We start from the raw sequence: 16,798 nt of genomic DNA on the forward strand, positions 1-16,798 counted from the left end.
TCGAGCGAATACCGGCACTGTCAACCACCGCCCCGTGTCAGCACCAGGCGCGTGTACCGCCTGTACGAAGCCAAGACGTGGGGACCGGCGCATAATCGCGCAACCTCGCGGAAGACGTATCACCGGAAGGCCCGCCCTCCGCGCGCAACACCGTATTCACGCGGAGGTGGTACACTAGGCGCGCATTTTCCCGGCGCGTTCACATATACGTCCGTTCCAGGTTCCGCGCGCCAGCATGTGCTTCCCGAACGCCTTTATTGCTTCACGCGCCGTACCAGGCGCCCTGGACGCGTGCGTCCGGGACGGCCTACGTTCATGAAGACCGAGCGCGTGAACACATGACGCGAAACCGCATGCATGTCACGCCGGGCCGGAAAATCCGGTTCTTCAAGTGCAGTATCCTCATCTTATCGGATTTTCTGCCCGAGTTTAAGAGGATTTCCCGGGCCAGCATACGGATGGATCCAAAAACTGTGCGCCCGTTGACGGGGTCCGGTCTTGCCGGGCCGAGTTGGGGAGGTTCATCGTGGCACGGTATCGAAGGGGTATCGGCGGCCTGCTGTCCGACCTGACCGAAGACTTCGGTGACATGGTCGACGATGTCTTCGGAGACCAGTGCTGGGACGACCCCTGCAGCCGACGGCGCCGCCCTGGCTGCCGGTGCTGGGACACGCCACCGGCCGCGGAGTACGCGCGTGAGGAGATCGCGGCGCTGCGGGAGGAAGTGAAGATCCTCGCTCGCGCGGTCAACGCCTTCTCCCCCACCCGTGAGGACGACGCCGCGCCCGCGCGGCCCACCCGCACACGCTGACCGCGTGCGCCCGCGATGGCCCGTACTGTGCGTGTGCTGTGCCGTCATGCCGACGGCACGGTCTACGACCCCGGCCTGGGCAGGCCCGTGGCACACGGCGAGCTGATCCAGGATCTTCGCGCTGGGCGCCGCTTCTCCGCCCATGACCACAACACCGGCAGTGACTGCACCCACCGGCTCCTGGCCGGCGTCCTGATCACAGCCCTTGGCCTGGCCACCGCCACACGTCGACCCGGGCAACACCACAGCAGCGCCACCGGCTGCTGCAGCATCTGCCAGGACACCTGCCGGAGTGGACCGTGAAAGGCCGCGGCAGGCACATTGCCACGCGGGCCGGCCGGCTCATCGCCGGGGAAGCGCGCCGTGATCTGGCCGCACGCCACGGCCGGATCACCCGTGAAGAAGCGGAACGCCAGCGCGCAGTGGCCGCGCGCGAGGCCCTGGAGGACCTGGGACCCTTCTATGTCAAGATCGGCCAGATCCTCTCCACCCGTCCGGACGTCGTGCCTCAGACTGTGATCAGCGAACTGGAACAGCTCCACGACCGGGTGGCGTCGCAGCCGTTCTCCGTCTTCGAGCCGGTCCTCGCCCACGGCCTCGGGCCTGACTGGCGTGAAACCTTCCGCGACATCGACACCGGCCACCCCCTCGGCGCTGCCTCACTGGCCCAGACCTACCGGGCCACCCTCCGCACCGGTCAGCCTGCCGTCGTGAAAGTCCAAAGACCCGGTATCCGCCGCATCGTCGCCGCGGACATGACACTCCTGCGCCGTCTGGCCCGCCTGCTCGCCAGATCCAGCCCCCGGCTGAATGCCATGGTTGACGTAGAAGCCGTGCTCAGCACCATTTTCGACGCCATGGAACCCGAACTGGACTTCCGGCTGGAAGCCCGCAACATGCAACGGGCCCGTGAATGCGCCAAACCCTTCGAGCACCTGTCCGTCCCCGCAGTCATCACAGCCACCGAGCACGTGCTCATCCAGACACTGGCACCCGGGTGCTCCATCAGGGACGCCACACCCGAGTCTTTCTCCGACGCCGAACGCACCGCCATCAGCCATGAGCTGCTGGCGTTCATGTACCGGGGTTTCTTCACCGACCGGTTCTTCCACGCCGACCCCCACCCGGGCAACATCTTCGTCGAACCCGGCCAGGGCGCCACACTCATCGACTGGGGCATGACCGGCCGCCTCGACCGCTCCCTCAGCAGCGCCCTTCTCTTGCTGCTCTTCCAGATGGGCCAGAACAACGGCGCGGCAGTAGCCCGGACATGGACATCACTCGGCCACCCCACCCCGTGGGCCCAGGCAGCCGAGTTCGCCGACGACATGGCCGCCTTCGTACCCAAAGTGGCCACCGCGTCCCTCGACGACCTCAACTTCGGCGTCAGCCTCACCGCCGTCCTACAGTACTCCACCCGCCGCGGCATCCGTGTCAACCCCACCATCGCCATCCTCGGAAAAGCATTCGCCAACATCGAGGGCTCCATCCGCTGCCTGTGCCCAGAGACCGTCATCACCGACATCCTGAAAGAGGAAATACAGGAAATCATCTTCCACCTCGCCCGCGAACTCCTCTCCGAAGAACAAGCCGCATGCACCGTCCTGGAACTCATGAACACCGCCCCCGCCGCCCTGCAGAAAACCCGCGATCTCCTCGACAGCCTCGCCAACAACGACTTCACTCTCCGCGTCACAGCGCGCAAAGACCCACAGGCCGCACGCACCGAAACCGCTGCGTCCAGATCACGCAACCGACGCCGCTTCCTCACTGCTGCAGCCGCCTACGCCCTATGGAAACTCCATCACCACAAAAACCCACCAAATCCATTCAACAACGGACCTGGAGGGTAGTGGAATCCATGCAAGGAGGCATCTGATGCCCAACCAGCACTACAGCACCACCGCACCGCCCTTAACGGGGCCCTGCACGGCCACCAGCCGGGCGCTCACCGACCGATCCCTCCCAGTCGGGCGATCGATCAAAAGCACGCTCGGCGGAGGCGAGTTCACGATCCTCAGCACCCCGGGCGTCCGGTTGGCGCCGACGACGAGGCCGGCCGCGCGCCCAGTCTTCTCTACACGGTGATACAGGGCGTCGAGTCGGTCGCCGGACGGGTTCGTTGAACGGCCAGGAAGACCCGCTTGACAGTGGAAGTCGCACGCCGACCCGCACCAGCAAGACGTGTTACGAGCTTTCCCGGTAAGCCCGACCTCAGCGGACACGAGAACGGCCACCCGCGACACCTGTTCACCGACGCGGGCGCTCGCGACGCGGTTGAACTCGTGATCGAGGAGCGTCGGGCCGCAAGCCCCACGCAGCCTTGAAACCGCGGTGTCTCCGCAGGCAGCCGCCGTGGCCTTGCGACATCTGGCCCATCCCCCGACGAAGCATCCCGCGTAACACCCAGGAGCAGTCCGATGGCAGGTACGCAAAGAGACCCCGTAGCAGTCACCGCCCCGGCGCCGGACACAGCGCGCCGCCTGGTCTGCACTGCCCGCACGGTCCTATGGCACCTGGGACGCGAACCCTGGATCAGCTGGCGGTTCATCAGGAACGACCTGTGGGCAGGATTTTACCCCGGAGTGGTATTCACGATCGCGGTGGGACTCCATTACCACCTGCCACCCGGCCGCTTCGCGGTCACCGCCGCCGCTTCAGTGATCTACTTCTGGCTCTACCTCTACACTTTCTGCCTGACCAACCAGCTCGCGGGCATGCATGAGGACCAGATCAACAAGCCCTCCCGACCGCTAGTGGTAGGAGACACCTCCCGGCAAGGCGCCTTCCTGCGGACAGGCGTCACCTTCATCGCCTTTCCCCTGGTCGGATGGGCACTGGGAGTCTGGCAATGGGCCCTGATCTGGCAAGCCATGACTCTGTTGCACAACCTCGGCGGCTCCCGGAACTGGGTGGTGAAGAACGCTGTCATCGGCTTCGGCGTCCTGCCCATGCTCGGCCCCGCCTGGCAGATGACCGCTCCCCTGAACGCCGATGCCTGGCGCTGGATGCTAGCCCTCGCCATTCCGATCTTCTTCCTGACCCCTATTCAGGACCTTCGCGACCTGCACGGAGACGCCAGTACCCGCCGAATGACGTTCCCCATCGCCTTCAGCGAATCCTTCACCCGCCAGTTGCTCTGCGCCGGCTTCACCCTCCTCCCCCTCGTCGACCACGTACTACTTATCCGGGCCGCTGGCGCCAGCCCGTCGGCCTGGTTCGCCGAAGCGGCTACCGCCGCACTCTGCTGGACCATCGCCTGGCGCGTGCCCCGCCGCCACACCCCCGCCTACGACCACCACACCTACCGATATTTCGAGTACTGGTACACCGCCGTCCTGGCATCCGCTTTCATCGCACTCTAAGTGGAGGTTTCATCCTGGGCGTGGTGTCTCATCCTCGGGCGTTGAGGTGCGCCAGGTTTGGGTGGTTTCTCCGGTGATCCGGCGGGCCATGGTGTCGATCATTGCAAGGTAGATCATGGCTTCAGAGCTGGCGGTCAGCGTCTCGTAGTCGCGGGCCAGACGGCGGTGCATCATGATCCAACCGAAGGTCCGCTCTACTGGCCAGCGGTGTGGAATCGGAGCGAATCCCCTGGTCCCGGGCTTGCGTTGGACGATTTCCAGGTCGATGCCCAGCCGGGCGGCGCTCTCGACGAGGTGCTGGCGGTAGCCGCCGTCGACCCAGATCTTCCGCAGCCGCCGGTGTGCCCGGGAGGCCTGCCTGATCAAGGGTGTGCCGGCGGTGGAGTCCTGCACGCTGGCGGCAGTGACCAGCACGAACAGCAGCAGGCCGAGCGTGTCGGTCAGGATGCTGCGCTTGCGGCCGACGATCTTCTTCGCGGCGTCCGTGCCCTGTGTGGCGGACGGGACGGTGTGGGCGGTCTTCACGCTCTGCGCGTCGATGATCCCCGCGCTCGGCTCGGCGTCCCGTCCGGCCTGCTCACGCAGCCGGTGCCGCAGCAGCCCGTTCAGCTTCTCGAAGACTCCCTCGTCACGCCAGTACGCGAAGTAGTGGTAGGTGGTCTCCCACGGCGGGAAGTCGTGGGGCAGGTAGCGCCAGGGGATGCCGGTGCGGTCCACGTACAAGATCGCATCCAGCAGGTCCCGCAGCGCGTACTTCGGTGGCCGCCCACCGGGGATGCCGGCCTGGCGGCGCTTGGCACGCCACTCGCTCAACACCGGCTCCACCAGGGCCCATCGGTCATCGGACAGATCGCTGCCATACGCTCGGCGTTCGCCCATACTCTTGGCGTACCGCGTTGGGGAACCCACCGCCAGGGCCCGGAGGTCCACTCGCCGATTCCTGGGTGAGACCGGGCATCCTTGAATGAGACAGACTCCAAGGCTGATGTCGGAACCCAAAGCGCATAACGCGCCGCAAGTCCGATGCCGTGGTGCACCAACAGGAACGAAAACCACACGTGCCTCACTGACCGCTCTTCAGAATCGGTCTGCCACGGGGGATTCCAGGATGAAACCTCCACTAAGTACTGCAACGGTCTTTGCTGTGACGGTTGGGCAGTTTCTGGTGGTGTGTGGCCTCGTCGTTTGTAGTGGCAGATGCGGGCTTGGTACTGCCTTTTCCGGCGCCAGTGGGACCAGTGCAGGACATGTCTGACGGAGGCGGGCCGACGGTGGACTCGTTCTTCAGGGCGCCGAAGAATGATTCGGCCATGGCATTGACCCAGCAGACCCCGGTGCGGCCGACTGATGCCCTGAGCCCCAACGAGCGGAGTTTCCCCCAGAGTTCCCGGGAAGTGTATTGACTGCCGTGGTCCGAGTGGAAAATGCAGCCCTCGGTGAGGTTGGTGTTCCGTGCTGCCATGTCGAGCGCATCCGATATGGGCGAGGCCTTCATGTGGTCGGTCATCGCCCAGCTGGTCACGGCCTTGGTGTGGCAGTCAATAACCGTTGCGAGATAGAGGAACCCGGCCCAGGCATGGATATACGTGATATCGCTGACCAGTTTGCGGCCGGGGGCCTCTGCAGTGAAGTCACGGGCCATCAGGTCGGGTGCGGACGGCGCCGTGTCGTCGGCGACGGTGGTCGGTCGCCAGGGTCGTGGCTGGCACGGGACCAGGAAGGTTATTCAGAACTGGTGGCACTGCAGCCTGCCACGGAGGTCGGAGACGACTTGCCTGTTGTGCCCCGCGCGCCGGTGTTTTGCAGAAAACAGCTGTTCGGCGTCCTTCCGGTCCCAGCAAGGGGCGAGGAACCCGTCGACCGGAACGGGCTCGCCGCAGGGCAGCCGGGCGATGCCGAACCCCAACTGCTTGAGGGCGCTGCGGTTTACCGGCCGCAGCAGCGTGCCGTAGCGTGAGACGGTGGGCTGGGAGGCGCCGAAGAGCTCGCCGGCCATCTCCTGCAGCATCGTGCCGCAGCAAGGAAGCAGAGCAGGACTACCGCTTCCACAACGGCAGCACGCGCGGCCGTCCCGTCGTCCGGTCCCGGTCCGGCAGCCGGCGCTCCACCCGGCCGATGAGCAGGGACAGCTGATACGGGCTCAGTCCGGTAGTACGGTGGAAGCGCATCGGTCCCCCCGAGCGTCCGTATTTGCGGTGACACGTCGTACGGTACGCCGAGGGGACCGATCTTGCTTTCCATGATCAACCACTCAAAATCCACAGAGTTTTGAATAACCTTCCCGGTGTGCAGTGCAAGCGCCCACTCGATGGCCAGTCTGTGCCTAGCGTGTTGCAATGGTAATGCAGGCGGCGACTGACCAGCCGCAGCCCGTGATGCCCCCCGGGCCAATGACGCACCGAGAACGTCGGCGGCCCCTATCCGGCCCTCACAGACCAGTGATCGAACGAAGGAGTTCCGCGATGTACCGTCACCACCACCCACTACGTGCCCTGGGCGCTGCTGCCGCCACAACCCTCCTCGCCACCACCGGGATCCTACTCAGCCCCACCGCCGCGCACGCAAACACGGCCATCGGGGCAAACATCCTCGGCATCAACCACAATCTCCCGGTCTCACTGAGTCTGTTCCTGAACGGAACCGAGGAAGGATCCACCGAATTGGCCACTGTCACGGTGGCAGCAGGAGGGGTGGATCTGTCTGTCGGCACCGCTACCGCTCAGGGCAACGGCGGCGCAGAACAGATCGACATCCCTCTTACCTCGCTCGGCAGCGTCACCAACGGCGAGAAGGTCGAAATCATCGAGAACGTTACGGTATACGGCTTGCCTGGAGGGGCCTCCGACCTCGGAGCGACCCTCCAGGCCACATGCAGCCTGGATCCCCAAGGCAACGGAACCTGCAAGTAGGGGCTCTGTCTCACATCCTGTCCATCCCCTCGTAGTGTGGAGGAGCTGTAAGGAAATTACTTGCGGGTTCTGCCTCTTGACACCGCAGGTGAGCATGACAACCGCCAACAAATAATTTTCTTACGGCTCCGGAGGGTTTGAGGTGCCCCGAAGTTTCCGGACAGGAAGGTTATTCAAAACTCTGTGGATTTTGAGTGGTTGATCATGGAAAGCAAGATCGGTCCCCTCGGCGTACCGTACGACGTGTCACCGCAAATACGGACGCTCGGGGGGACCGATGCGCTTCCACCGTACTACCGGACTGAGCCCGTATCAGCTGTCCCTGCTCATCGGCCGGGTGGAGCGCCGGCTGCCGGACCGGGACCGGACGACGGGACGGCCGCGCGTGCTGCCGTTGTGGAAGCGGTAGTCCTGCTCTGCTTCCTTGCTGCGGCACGATGCTGCAGGAGATGGCCGGCGAGCTCTTCGGCGCCTCCCAGCCCACCGTCTCACGCTACGGCACGCTGCTGCGGCCGGTAAACCGCAGCGCCCTCAAGCAGTTGGGGTTCGGCATCGCCCGGCTGCCCTGCGGCGAGCCCGTTCCGGTCGACGGGTTCCTCGCCCCTTGCTGGGACTGAACCGCCCCGTGTTCGTTAGAGGGTTCGAATCCTGGAGGATTGGGACCTATGCCAGCGAAGAGGAAGTACCCTGACGAGCTGCGTGAGCGGGCCGTGCGGATGGTGTTCGAGATACGCGAGCAGACCGGCGTGAGGACGGGGTCGATATCGCGGGTTGCCGACCAGCTCGGGATCAATCGCGAGGCGGTGCGGAACTGGGTGCGCCAGGCCGAGGTCGACGGCGGCAAGCGGTCCGGCACCAGCACCGCCGACGCCCAGCGGATCGCCGAGCTCGAACGTGAGAATCGCGAGCTGAGGCGGGCGAACGAGATCCTCAAAGCGGCGTCGGCTTTCTTCGCGCGGGAGCTCGACCCGCGACTGCCGAGATGACCGTGTTCGTCGACGAGGTGCGTGAGGAGCTCGGGGTCGAGCCGGTCTGCGAGGTGCTGCAGTTCGCTCCGTCCACGTACTACGCCGCCAAGAAGCGCGAGGCCAGTCCCTCGCGGCGCCGGCTGCGGGAGGAGGAGCTCACGGTGGAGATCCAGCGCGTCTTCGACGAGAACCACCGTGTCTACGGAGCTCGAAAGGTCTGGCGGCAGTTGCGCCGCGAGGGCATCGAGGTGGCCCGCTGCACCGTCGAACGCCTCATGCGCTCGCTCGGCCTGGCAGGCGCCGTCCGCGGCAGGACCACACGCACGACCGTTCCCGATCCTTCCGCCGAGCGTCCCGCGGACCTGGTCGACCGTGACTTCACCGCCTCCCGTCCCAACCAGCTGTGGGTGACCGACTTCACCTACGTCGCCACCTGGGCCGGCTTCGTCTACGTCGCCTTCGTCCTGGACGTCTTCTCCCGGAAGATCGTCGGCTGGCGGGCCGCCGGCCACAAACGCACCGATCTTGTCCTGGACGCGCTCGAGATGGCTATCTGGTCCCGTGACCGCGACGGGGCCACTGACCTGCACGGACTCATACATCACAGCGATGCGGGCAGCCAGTATGTGTCCATCCGCTACACCGACCGGCTCCTCGAAGCCGGCGCCGCCCCGAGCGTCGGCACCGTCGGCGACGCCTACGACAACGCGCTTATGGAGTCCACGATCGGCCTGTTCAAGACCGAGGCCATCAAACCCGGCGGCCCGTGGAGAACTCTCGACGACGTCGAGATCACCACGCTGACCTGGAGCCTTTTTCACGTGTAGATCATGAGGGTGAGGAGGGCTGCGGCGGCTGACGTGAGCTTGTTCGGGCTGATGCGGGCGTGGCGGAAGATCCTCCACTGCTTGATCCGGGAGATCGTCCGTTCGACAGGTGCCCGGAGTGATGCGTGGACCCTGTTCGACTTCTTGTGTTTGCCGGGCAGTTCGGTGTTCGGGCGGCGTTTGACCGGGGTGATGACGGTGCCGCCGGCACCTCGGTAGCCCTTGTCTGCGAGGATCTCGAGGTCCAGCTGTGCGCAGGCCTCGATGATGCCGTGCTCGCGAGCGGCCTTCACGTCGTGGGTGCCGCCGGGCAGGGCGGGCGAGATCCACAGAAGCTTCCCCTCTTCTGCGGTGACGACCTGCAGGTTCACGCCCTCGTGGCGGATCTTTCCGGAGAAGTGTCCTCCGGCGGCGACCCGGTCGGTCTCCGCGACGGTGCCGTCCAGCAGCACGTAGCCGTCGGCATGGTGACTTGTGAGCGCTTCCGTCAACGTGGGGGCCAGGTCGGCGAGTTGCCCGATCGTGTCGTTCACGTAGCGCCAGGCCGTGGCCACGCTGATCGCGAAGCCGGCCGCGAGTTGTTCGAAGGTGTCGTGCTTGCGCAGGTAGACCAGGGTGCACCGGGCCTGGTCGTACGGGCGCAGCTTGCAGGTGCGGTCACCGTTGCGCGCGACGATCACCATCGTCACCAGCTCCAGGAGCTCCTCGTCGAGATCGCATGCGGCAGGATAGAGGAACACGGGGCATCTCCGCAGGTCAGGCTTGGTTGTGGTGACCCGCCAACCAGCGAGATGCCCCGTTCGTCACGCCACCGTCAACACACGCCACCGCCCCACCCGCAGGCCGTACACGTGAAAAAGGCTCGTTGTTGACCATGTCGCCGAAGTCATCGGTCAGGTCGGACAGCAGACCACCGACTCCCCTGCGGTACCGGGCCATCGTGATCTCCTCACACTCGCTGCGGAAGTCGACCTCACACAACAGGCATGTCCGGCATACGCGGGATGCCCGTTCAGCCGCTGTTGCATCCATATCTACAGAGAAAGCGGAAGATATCCCAGGCGTATGCGGCGGATGCGGGAGCGCCCGTGTACCACCCGTGCGGCAGGGCGTCCCAGGTCACGAGGTCGGCTGTCGTGGTGATGCGGGCCATGAGCGGCCAGCATCCCCACTCGCCGCATGCACAACCGAGAACGGGTGTCCTCGGCCCCATCGCGCTGGCGGACTGTCCGAGGAAGTGGTCCTCCATCGGGCCGAACCGGAAATACTCGGGGATAAGACCGCCGTAGGCATCGCCTGCAGGCTGCATCCCGGCACCGGTCTCGAACGTGTCGATCAGCTCGGTGAGCGGTAGTCCGTTGATACGGGGGACGACTTCAAGCACGCCGAGATCGCCGCGAGGCTGGAGGTCGAACTGGATTTCATCTATGGCCATCCCCCTGATTATCCCAGCGCATGCTTCTCATGGGGAATCCGAGGTGCCCATGGTGCGGCGCCGCCGAGGACAGAGCTGCTGCAACGACGACCGCGCCGATGCGGGCGTGCGCCTGCCGCCCGGCTCGATGCCACGCTCGTGACTGCCGGCCGAGGGGCATCAGTGGCGTACGCCGGGCCTGCGCACCTGGCGGGACGCCCATCCCGGGATCATCCTGCCCCGGTACCGGCCCAAGGAGAACGGCCGAGGGCAACTGGCCGGTCCGCTCACCGAGTACGAACACCTGGCCCGGCAGATCACCACCACCGGCACCATCTGGCGCAGCGGGGTCACCCACAGCTGGCCCAGGCTGCCGCCACCGGGCCGTGAACCGGCCGGGGCGTCAGTTGTCGCGGGACTCTGTGGCCAGCGGGTCCGGCCCAGGCCAGGGAGTGTCGAGGAGGACCGGCTGGTACACGCCGGTACCCGGCCCGGCAGCGAGCGACGGCTGGCTGGCGCCGTCGACCGCGAGCACCCGCTCCCCGCGGCGTGCCAACACCATGGCGGCCGCGAGCGGCGAGAGCAGGCCGCCCCAGAACTCGATCCGGCCGACCCCCGCCCCAGTCCCCAAGACAGCAACGGCGCCTACGGGACGTCCGGCGAACAGCGGGGCGCAGCAGCAGAGGTTGGGCCCGGTACAGCGGGTGCTGCCGACCACGAGGCCCATGACGTCACGGCAGGGGTAGCGATGTGGCGGCCCCGTATGCCGGCGCCTGTGGCCAACGGGGCCGCCCTTGTCCGCGAGTCCTGTCTGTCGCTGAGCTTCCCCCGAGATGCGGAGTCAGTTGACAGAGGGTCAGATGGGACTCATGAGAGGACCTTCGACCATGGCTGCCCCGAGAAGATATCCGCTGGAGTTGCGTGAGCGTGCGGTGCGGATGTACCGCACCTCCGACCCGAGGCCGCAGATCAAGAAACTGGCCGTCGACCTCGGCGTGCATCCGGAGGCCCTGCGCGGCTGGATCCGCCAGGCCGAGGCCGATGCCGGCGAGCGCGACGACCGGCTCACCACCGACGAGCGGGCCGAGCTCACGGCCCTGCGCAAGGAGAACGCCCAGCTCAAGCGGGCCAACGACGTGCTGCGGACGGCCTCGGCGTTTTTCGCGGCGCAACTCGACCCGACCCGGCCCAGGTGACGGCGCTCGTTGACGAGCATCCCCGCCTGGGGGTCGAGTGCGTACTCCGGGAGCTCCACATCCCTTCCGCCACTTACTACCGCTGGCGCCGCGCGGAGAAGGAGCCGTGCGAACGGCGCCGCCGGGACGTCGAGCTGACCGAGCAGATCCGCACGATCCACGCCGACTCCGGCGGGATCTACGGCTCGCCGCGGGTGCACGCCGTCCTCAAACGGGAGGGCGTCCGCGTGGGCCGCAAGCGGGTCGAACGGCTGATGCGCGAGGACGGTCTTGCGGGCGTGAGCCCACGCCGCAAGAGCGGCTTCACGCGCCGGGACCCGAAGGCCACCTTGGCCCCGGACCTGGTCAACCGGGACTTCACCGCACCCGCGCCGAACCGGCTGTGGGTCACCGACCTCACAATGGTTCCGACCGGCGAGGGGCCGCTGTGGCTCTCGGCGATCCGCGACGCGTTCTCCCGCCGGGTGGTCGCCTGGGAGACCTCCGCCCGCGCCGATGCGGACCTGGTGCTGACCACCCTCGAGTACGCCCTCTCGTCCCGCGAGGTCGAGCCGGGCAAGCTCATTCACCACGCCGATCACGGCTGTCAATACACGTCCATCAAGCTCACGACCCGGTTGGTGCGGGCGGGAATTGAGGCGTCCATGGGGTCCGTGGGGGACTCGTACGATAACGCCCTCGCGGAAAATCTGTGGATGCTGATCAAGACCGAGGGCCTGCGCGGCCGCACCTTCGCCACACGTGCCGAGGCGAACCTCGCGCTCTTCGAGTACATCGACGGTTTCTATAACCCCCGCCGCATCCAAGAACGGCTCGGCTACCTCAGCCCGATCGAGTTCGAGGAGAAGCACTACACCGACCAGGCGACGGCCGAACCAGCGAACCTGAACACCCATCAACCCGTCCCGACCTGCTGATCAGCAACTCTCACGCAGCGGGGGAACCTCACGCGGGCATCTTGACCCTACGCCCGGCCGCTGCGGCATGCTGCCCGGTATCGCCCGGCCGGGTGTGTCACCGTACTGTTCGCCTCCGGATGCCTGTGGTGCGGGATGTTCGGCGCAGGCGCGGACGGTGGTGGCCTGCCGCCGGTAGCGTTGGCCGCAGGCGACATCGAGGAGGAGTCATCATGGCCGGCCTTCCGTACGACCTGGACGAGGAAGCTGTCGTCCGGAGGATCACTGCCCAGAAAGCGGCGTTCGCCGAACTGGACGGGGAGCAGCGTGTGTACCGCATCAGCGGCCCGGTCCGGGTGCGTTTCGGTGGGGAGGACTTCGATGTCCCTCTTACCGCGAAGGATGTGCGGGCGGCGCTCGGCTCCGAGCGTCGGGGGGTGTTCGACGAGGAGTTCTCGGCTGCCGGGCCGGGTGCGGTGGGTTCGGTCATCCGCAAGTGGGCGCTTGAGCTGATTCCCGGCGACGAGCTGGACCGTGTGGATATTCTGCTCCAGGCCGAGCGCCAGGCCAGCGCGGTCCCGGCGGCCGCCGCGTGAGGTATCGCGTCGCCTACGCACCGCTCGCTGAAGAGGCTCTGGGCAAACTGCCTGATCCGACAGCGTTCCGGGCCCGTGTGGAGGCCACGATCGGGACAGACCCCTACGGGCAGACCTCAAGCCAGGTCGGCTCGGACAGGGACCGTCGCGAGGCCACCGTCTCCGGTGTCATCCTGCGCTACATGGTCTCGGCGGGAATCCTCACGGTCACCGTCGTCCGGCTCATCCCGCCTCCATGAACCTGTCCGACGGTGCAGAGGGTTCGCCCTTGGGCGGGGCCCGGCACCGGAAGGACAGCACCGGGATGCCGACGACTTCCTCCCGGCTCCGCCGCCGGTCACGCCTTCGGCCCCTTCCGGAAGCAACCGTCCGGCCAACGGTTCAGCTTGTCTTTTAACCCCGTCCTTGGGCCTGCGGGTGCCTCTTCGGTAGAGCGTGGTTTCTGATCACGTGGAAGGGGAGAGTTGTTCGCCCACCCATTCAGGATCGGGGTTGGTGTGTGGCTGGCCCGCTACGACGACGGTCGGCACGGTCTCGTTGCCGTCGTTGGCTGCCCTCACCGCTGCGGCTGCTGCCGGGTCTCCCCAGATGTTGACCCAGTGCAGCTGGCGGGCGTTGCGGCCCAGCCGGATGCGCAGTCGGATGCAGTACTTGCAGCCTGGCCGCCAGAAGACGACCGGCCGGCCGTCGGCCGCGCTGCGGCGTTGTGCCTCCTGCGCGCTGATCGACCTCGGGAAGATCAGGGGCGAGTTCACGCCGGCGAGCGTCACGAACACCAGCAGGAGTGCCGCGGCTGTGCCGAGGCTCCCCTCGAACGTCAGCACAGTCGCGACGGTTGAGCCGCAGAGCACCAGCAGCATCGGCAGGATCCAAGCGCGCATCATGATGACGAAGGCTATCGATGAGTCGAAATACTCCTCGAACTAGGCCGCTCACCTGGGCGTTCGCCGGACACAGGGGCGGCCTTCGCCTGATCCTGTGCTCCGACCAAGGAGCGCACGTGACTGAGACGAAGGCCGCACCGGCGAGTCTGCTGCAGCACGATGTCCGGCGGGAAGCGTTCGCGGAAGCGTCACGCTTCCGGGGCGAGTTCTACGAGTGTCTGACCGCCCGGCGGGATGAGTTGTTCGAGCTGGCCGACGCGCTGCTGTGCGTCGACGGGCCGGTTACCTCGCCGGTGGAGTTGACGCTGGTGCCCGAGCACCCACGTGGTCACGGTGCGTTGTACGGAGCCCTCAACCGCGGCCGGATTGACGTCGACAGGCTGCGGGCGCTGCTGGCCGACATGCCCCTGCCGCGCTTCGACGGCGGGCGTCTGGTCCTCGCGGTCGACGTGTCGCCGTGGCTGCGCTCGGACGCGCCGTGCTCGGCGGACCGGCTGTTCTGTCATGTCTACGGACGGGCGAAGTCCGCCTCCCAGTTCATCCCGGGCTGGCCCTACTCCTTCGTCGCCGTACTCGAACCGGGAGCTACCTCGTGGACGTCGATTTTGGACGTGGTCCGGCTCGGGCCCGAAGACGATGCGACCGCCATCACCGCCACCCAGCTCCGCGCCGTGGTCGGGCGGCTCAACGCAGCCGGCCAGTGGACGCCCGGCGACCCGGACATCACGATCGTCATGGACGCGGGTTACGACGTCACCCGCCTGGCCTGGGTCCTGCGAGATCTGCCCGTCGAACTGGTCGGCCGGATCCGCAGTGACCGGGTGATGCGGCTGCCGAAGCCCTCGCTCAAGGAGAGGAGCGCTACCGTCCCGTCGCCGCCCGGGTCTACGTCTCCCCGATCACCTCGCGTGCGTCCTTGCGCTGGGTGAACACCGAAGGGGATGACGGCCCGAACCTCTGGGACCCGGTTCCGCTGGACGGCAGCCACGCACACGCCATGCGCGACGAGGTGCTGAACCTCGCCGGGACCGTCCTGGCCAAGCGAGGCTTCACCTACGCGCGCGGCGCGTACTGGAAGCCGACACCCGGCGAGCAAGGCGCGGAGCACCCCGCGACGGCCGAGGCCGCGGTCGTCCCCACGCGCGCATATCTCGACCTCCAGGCCCGTCGGTTCGGCCCTGTCCCCGAGCTTCCCGACATCCCCGGAGTGACGTTCACGACCACACAGCGCGGTCAGTGGCGGGCGACGGTCCCCGACGGCCGGACGTTCCTCCTGACGTGGACCCCCCATCTGGACGGAGACCGATGGATCGTGTGGGGCGGCGACCAGCACACCGACCTGATCCGCCCCGCCACCACGTCCATGGACAAGGCCCTGTTCGTCCTGCGCCACCCCTCCCACGCCCGCCCCTGACACCCACGCACAACTGACACCCACGCACAACTCTCCGGTCAAACCAGGGATGCGGCGGCCCGCGCACAGGCGGCCGCACTCACCCACGCGCGAGTGAGCAACAGTTCCTGCCCCGGGCGCACGCCGCAGCACCCGACAGGACCCATCGACCACAGGCCACGCCTCGCCCGCGCCCCCTCGCACAGCCCCCCGGGCCGGAACACACCCTGTACCCGCCCGGGGGCCGCCCCCACCCGCCAACCCCGCCCCGGCCTCACAACCCCGCACCCCGACCCCGCCTGCACACCCCGCGGACCGGAGCCCCCCTGGCCGGGCCAGCCGGCGGGGTGTTCTACCCGGCTGTCGGCGTGAACCGGGCGCCACCCGTCCACGGCGCATGCGGACACCCGGATCCCACTGCACCACCAGCCGACCGTCCGGCAGGATCGGTGACACCCGAACCGCGCCCCGCCCGCCCCGAATGAAGGATCCCGCCATGCCCCTCACCCGGACCATCACCCCCTACGGCGAAGCCATCTGGGAACTGCGCACCGACCACGACGAGACCCTCGGCCGAGCCGAAGCCCTCACCGACGGTGACACCATCCTGATCGCCCGGATTACCGTCCCCCGAAAGCACCGAGGCCACGGCTACGCCACCCATCTCCTGAACGCCGTCCTCACCCACTTCCCCGACTCTCCCGTCGAAGTCGTCGCATCCCCCCTCACCACCCGACACCCCGGACTCGACCAAGCAGCCCTGCAGGCCTGGTACACCCGGCACGGCTTCACCCCCACCCCACGGCGTGGCGACCCCCTCCTCATGCTCCGCCCGCCCAAGCCGACTCCTCAGCCCTGAAGCCCCCAACCCCCCTGCCCGGCCCGTGTCCGGCGGCATGACCTCTCCTCATCGCCCCGATCAACCGCCCCCCGCGGGCACCCCCCATCGGCCTCGAACTCCCGGCCCCCGCCCCGGGATTCGGGGCCGCTGCATGTCCGTCCGGCGTCCGTCCCGCCGACGGCCCTTGCGGGCCTTGGCGCCGCCCAGGGCACTGTCGGCACGGCCGGAAGGACGCGCTCCCGCACCACCCCTCGGCATACGGCCCGTCTGACCCCGCCCTCACCCGACCCAGACTGAACGGGGGGAACCGACGAAATGCAGACTCGCCGCGTCCCGGAAGCGCTGCCTCGTACATGCACCCGGCCGCCCGCCGACCCCACGACGTGGAAACAGCCCGCGACACCGGCAGCGAGCCCGTCCGTTCCGGAGATCCCCTGTGCCTGCTTCTTCAGACGAGCCGACAACACCTCCCCGTCGACTCTGTGGCGACCGATGACGGCAAGACGCGCCGTACCCGCCTGCCCCACAGCCAGCAGCTCATCGGGCCAGACACCCAACATCCACGGTCGCCCTGAGGCATGTTCAACAACTTGCGACACATAAGGCCGCAGCATCTGCACAGCCCCAGCACCGGCCTCACTGTCCGGCAGGACCACGACCCACATGCCATCCCCCAGGGGCCAAACCTGCTTGGGATT

Annotated in this window: 23 protein-coding genes, 1 pseudogene and 1 other annotated feature; of the genes and pseudogenes, 16 read left to right on the top strand and 8 right to left on the bottom strand. The window is 67.1% G+C overall.

Annotated features, from left to right (window positions below; translation table 11 throughout):
• Window positions 1-526 precede the first annotated feature (526 nt).
• The 4 genes from AB8735_RS37675 (at window position 527) to AB8735_RS37690 (ending at window position 4,176) form a co-directional block, all read left to right on the top strand.
• A complete protein-coding gene (locus tag AB8735_RS37675) occupies window positions 527-811 on the top strand; it encodes a hypothetical protein (protein WP_372412325.1) in 285 nt (94 codons plus the stop codon).
• 33 nt (window positions 812-844) lie between these two features.
• Complete coding sequence (locus AB8735_RS37680) at window positions 845-1,114, top strand: hypothetical protein (RefSeq protein ID WP_372412327.1); 270 nt, start codon at window positions 845-847, stop codon at window positions 1,112-1,114.
• Window positions 1,111-2,664, top strand: coding sequence for an ABC1 kinase family protein (locus AB8735_RS37685; RefSeq protein ID WP_372412328.1), 1,554 nt, complete (start codon window positions 1,111-1,113; stop codon window positions 2,662-2,664). Before AB8735_RS37680 ends, AB8735_RS37685 begins: the two co-directional genes overlap by 4 nt.
• A gap of 732 nt (window positions 2,665-3,396) precedes the next feature.
• On the top strand, window positions 3,397-4,176 hold the full coding sequence (locus AB8735_RS37690; RefSeq protein WP_372412330.1) for a UbiA family prenyltransferase: 780 nt from the start codon (window positions 3,397-3,399) through the stop codon (window positions 4,174-4,176).
• A gap of 9 nt (window positions 4,177-4,185) precedes the next feature.
• Here AB8735_RS37690 and AB8735_RS37695 read toward each other — a convergent pair whose 3' ends face one another.
• The 4 genes from AB8735_RS37695 to AB8735_RS37710 form a co-directional block, all read right to left on the bottom strand.
• A complete protein-coding gene (locus tag AB8735_RS37695) occupies window positions 4,186-5,055 on the bottom strand; it encodes an IS5 family transposase (protein ID WP_372404158.1) in 870 nt (289 codons plus the stop codon).
• A gap of 241 nt (window positions 5,056-5,296) precedes the next feature.
• A complete protein-coding gene (locus tag AB8735_RS37700) occupies window positions 5,297-5,818 on the bottom strand; it encodes a DDE-type integrase/transposase/recombinase (protein ID WP_372412332.1) in 522 nt (173 codons plus the stop codon).
• A gap of 84 nt (window positions 5,819-5,902) precedes the next feature.
• Window positions 5,903-6,184 (bottom strand): hypothetical protein, encoded by a 282-nt coding sequence (locus tag AB8735_RS37705; RefSeq protein ID WP_372412334.1) that lies wholly within the window; start codon window positions 6,182-6,184, stop codon window positions 5,903-5,905.
• A gap of 28 nt (window positions 6,185-6,212) precedes the next feature.
• The gene (locus AB8735_RS37710) at window positions 6,213-6,344 is read right to left on the bottom strand and encodes a hypothetical protein (RefSeq protein WP_372412336.1); all 132 of its coding nucleotides are present in this window, start codon (window positions 6,342-6,344) and stop codon (window positions 6,213-6,215) included.
• 294 nt (window positions 6,345-6,638) lie between these two features.
• On the opposite strand from AB8735_RS37710, the gene AB8735_RS37715 reads away from it, so the two are divergent.
• The 5 genes from AB8735_RS37715 to AB8735_RS37735 all read left to right on the top strand — a co-directional run bounded on the left by AB8735_RS37715 (window position 6,639) and on the right by AB8735_RS37735 (window position 8,880).
• Window positions 6,639-7,085, top strand: coding sequence for a hypothetical protein (locus AB8735_RS37715; RefSeq protein WP_372412338.1), 447 nt, complete (start codon window positions 6,639-6,641; stop codon window positions 7,083-7,085).
• A gap of 277 nt (window positions 7,086-7,362) precedes the next feature.
• Window positions 7,363-7,494 carry a hypothetical protein gene (locus tag AB8735_RS37720; RefSeq protein ID WP_372412336.1) on the top strand — a complete coding sequence of 44 codons (132 nt, stop codon included), beginning with the start codon at window positions 7,363-7,365 and terminating at the stop codon, window positions 7,492-7,494.
• Between the two features lie 28 nt (window positions 7,495-7,522).
• The gene (locus AB8735_RS37725) at window positions 7,523-7,702 is read left to right on the top strand and encodes a hypothetical protein (RefSeq protein WP_372412340.1); all 180 of its coding nucleotides are present in this window, start codon (window positions 7,523-7,525) and stop codon (window positions 7,700-7,702) included.
• 48 nt (window positions 7,703-7,750) lie between these two features.
• Window positions 7,751-8,071 carry a transposase gene (locus tag AB8735_RS37730; protein ID WP_372412342.1) on the top strand — a complete coding sequence of 107 codons (321 nt, stop codon included), beginning with the start codon at window positions 7,751-7,753 and terminating at the stop codon, window positions 8,069-8,071.
• Window positions 8,029-8,142 (top strand) — a sequence feature (AL1L pseudoknot). It overlaps the preceding gene by 43 nt.
• Entirely contained in the window at window positions 8,068-8,880 is an 813-nt protein-coding gene (locus tag AB8735_RS37735) for an IS3 family transposase (protein WP_372412344.1), read from the top strand. (Overlaps the previous feature by 75 nt.) Before AB8735_RS37730 ends, AB8735_RS37735 begins: the two co-directional genes overlap by 4 nt.
• On the opposite strand, the gene AB8735_RS37740 is transcribed toward AB8735_RS37735, so the two are convergent.
• The 3 genes from AB8735_RS37740 to AB8735_RS37750 all read right to left on the bottom strand — a co-directional run bounded on the left by AB8735_RS37740 (window position 8,871) and on the right by AB8735_RS37750 (window position 10,925).
• Window positions 8,871-9,620: a transposase family protein gene (locus AB8735_RS37740; protein ID WP_372412302.1), complete on the bottom strand. Its 750-nt coding sequence runs from the start codon at window positions 9,618-9,620 to the stop codon at window positions 8,871-8,873. The genes AB8735_RS37735 and AB8735_RS37740 overlap by 10 nt on opposite strands.
• Before the next feature lie 272 nt (window positions 9,621-9,892).
• A complete protein-coding gene (locus tag AB8735_RS37745) occupies window positions 9,893-10,315 on the bottom strand; it encodes a hypothetical protein (RefSeq protein WP_372412346.1) in 423 nt (140 codons plus the stop codon).
• 382 nt (window positions 10,316-10,697) lie between these two features.
• A complete protein-coding gene (locus AB8735_RS37750) occupies window positions 10,698-10,925 on the bottom strand; it encodes a hypothetical protein (RefSeq protein WP_372412347.1) in 228 nt (75 codons plus the stop codon).
• A 256-nt stretch (window positions 10,926-11,181) separates the two neighbouring features.
• Here AB8735_RS37750 and AB8735_RS37755 point away from each other — a divergent pair, with 256 nt between their 5' ends.
• From AB8735_RS37755 to AB8735_RS37770, 4 genes are all read left to right on the top strand, one after another.
• Complete coding sequence (locus tag AB8735_RS37755) at window positions 11,182-11,490, top strand: transposase (RefSeq protein ID WP_372404934.1); 309 nt, start codon at window positions 11,182-11,184, stop codon at window positions 11,488-11,490.
• Window positions 11,487-12,407 (top strand): IS3 family transposase, encoded by a 921-nt coding sequence (locus AB8735_RS37760; protein ID WP_372404936.1) that lies wholly within the window; start codon window positions 11,487-11,489, stop codon window positions 12,405-12,407. Before AB8735_RS37755 ends, AB8735_RS37760 begins: the two co-directional genes overlap by 4 nt.
• Before the next feature lie 212 nt (window positions 12,408-12,619).
• A complete protein-coding gene (locus tag AB8735_RS37765) occupies window positions 12,620-12,982 on the top strand; it encodes a hypothetical protein (protein ID WP_372412349.1) in 363 nt (120 codons plus the stop codon).
• 77 nt (window positions 12,983-13,059) lie between these two features.
• Window positions 13,060-13,221 carry a hypothetical protein gene (locus AB8735_RS37770; protein WP_372412351.1) on the top strand — a complete coding sequence of 54 codons (162 nt, stop codon included), beginning with the start codon at window positions 13,060-13,062 and terminating at the stop codon, window positions 13,219-13,221.
• A gap of 207 nt (window positions 13,222-13,428) precedes the next feature.
• Here the strand turns inward: AB8735_RS37770 and AB8735_RS37775 are convergent, their stop codons facing one another.
• Window positions 13,429-13,866, bottom strand: a complete 438-nt coding sequence (locus AB8735_RS37775; RefSeq protein WP_372412352.1) for a glutaredoxin domain-containing protein — start codon at window positions 13,864-13,866, stop codon at window positions 13,429-13,431.
• A 149-nt stretch (window positions 13,867-14,015) separates the two neighbouring features.
• Between AB8735_RS37775 and AB8735_RS37780 the strand changes: the two are divergent.
• The 3 genes and pseudogenes from AB8735_RS37780 to AB8735_RS37790 form a co-directional block, all read left to right on the top strand.
• A pseudogene (locus AB8735_RS37780) lies at window positions 14,016-14,738 on the top strand (transposase); the annotation flags it as partial.
• 53 nt (window positions 14,739-14,791) lie between these two features.
• The gene (locus AB8735_RS37785) at window positions 14,792-15,280 is read left to right on the top strand and encodes a hypothetical protein (RefSeq protein WP_372412353.1); all 489 of its coding nucleotides are present in this window, start codon (window positions 14,792-14,794) and stop codon (window positions 15,278-15,280) included.
• A gap of 475 nt (window positions 15,281-15,755) precedes the next feature.
• Window positions 15,756-16,118 carry a GNAT family N-acetyltransferase gene (locus tag AB8735_RS37790; RefSeq protein WP_372412354.1) on the top strand — a complete coding sequence of 121 codons (363 nt, stop codon included), beginning with the start codon at window positions 15,756-15,758 and terminating at the stop codon, window positions 16,116-16,118.
• The last annotated feature ends 680 nt before the right edge of the window (window positions 16,119-16,798 follow it).

It is taken from the genome of Streptomyces luteireticuli (genome assembly GCF_041519305.1).
In the GTDB taxonomy this organism is placed as follows: domain Bacteria; phylum Actinomycetota; class Actinomycetes; order Streptomycetales; family Streptomycetaceae; genus Streptomyces; species Streptomyces luteireticuli.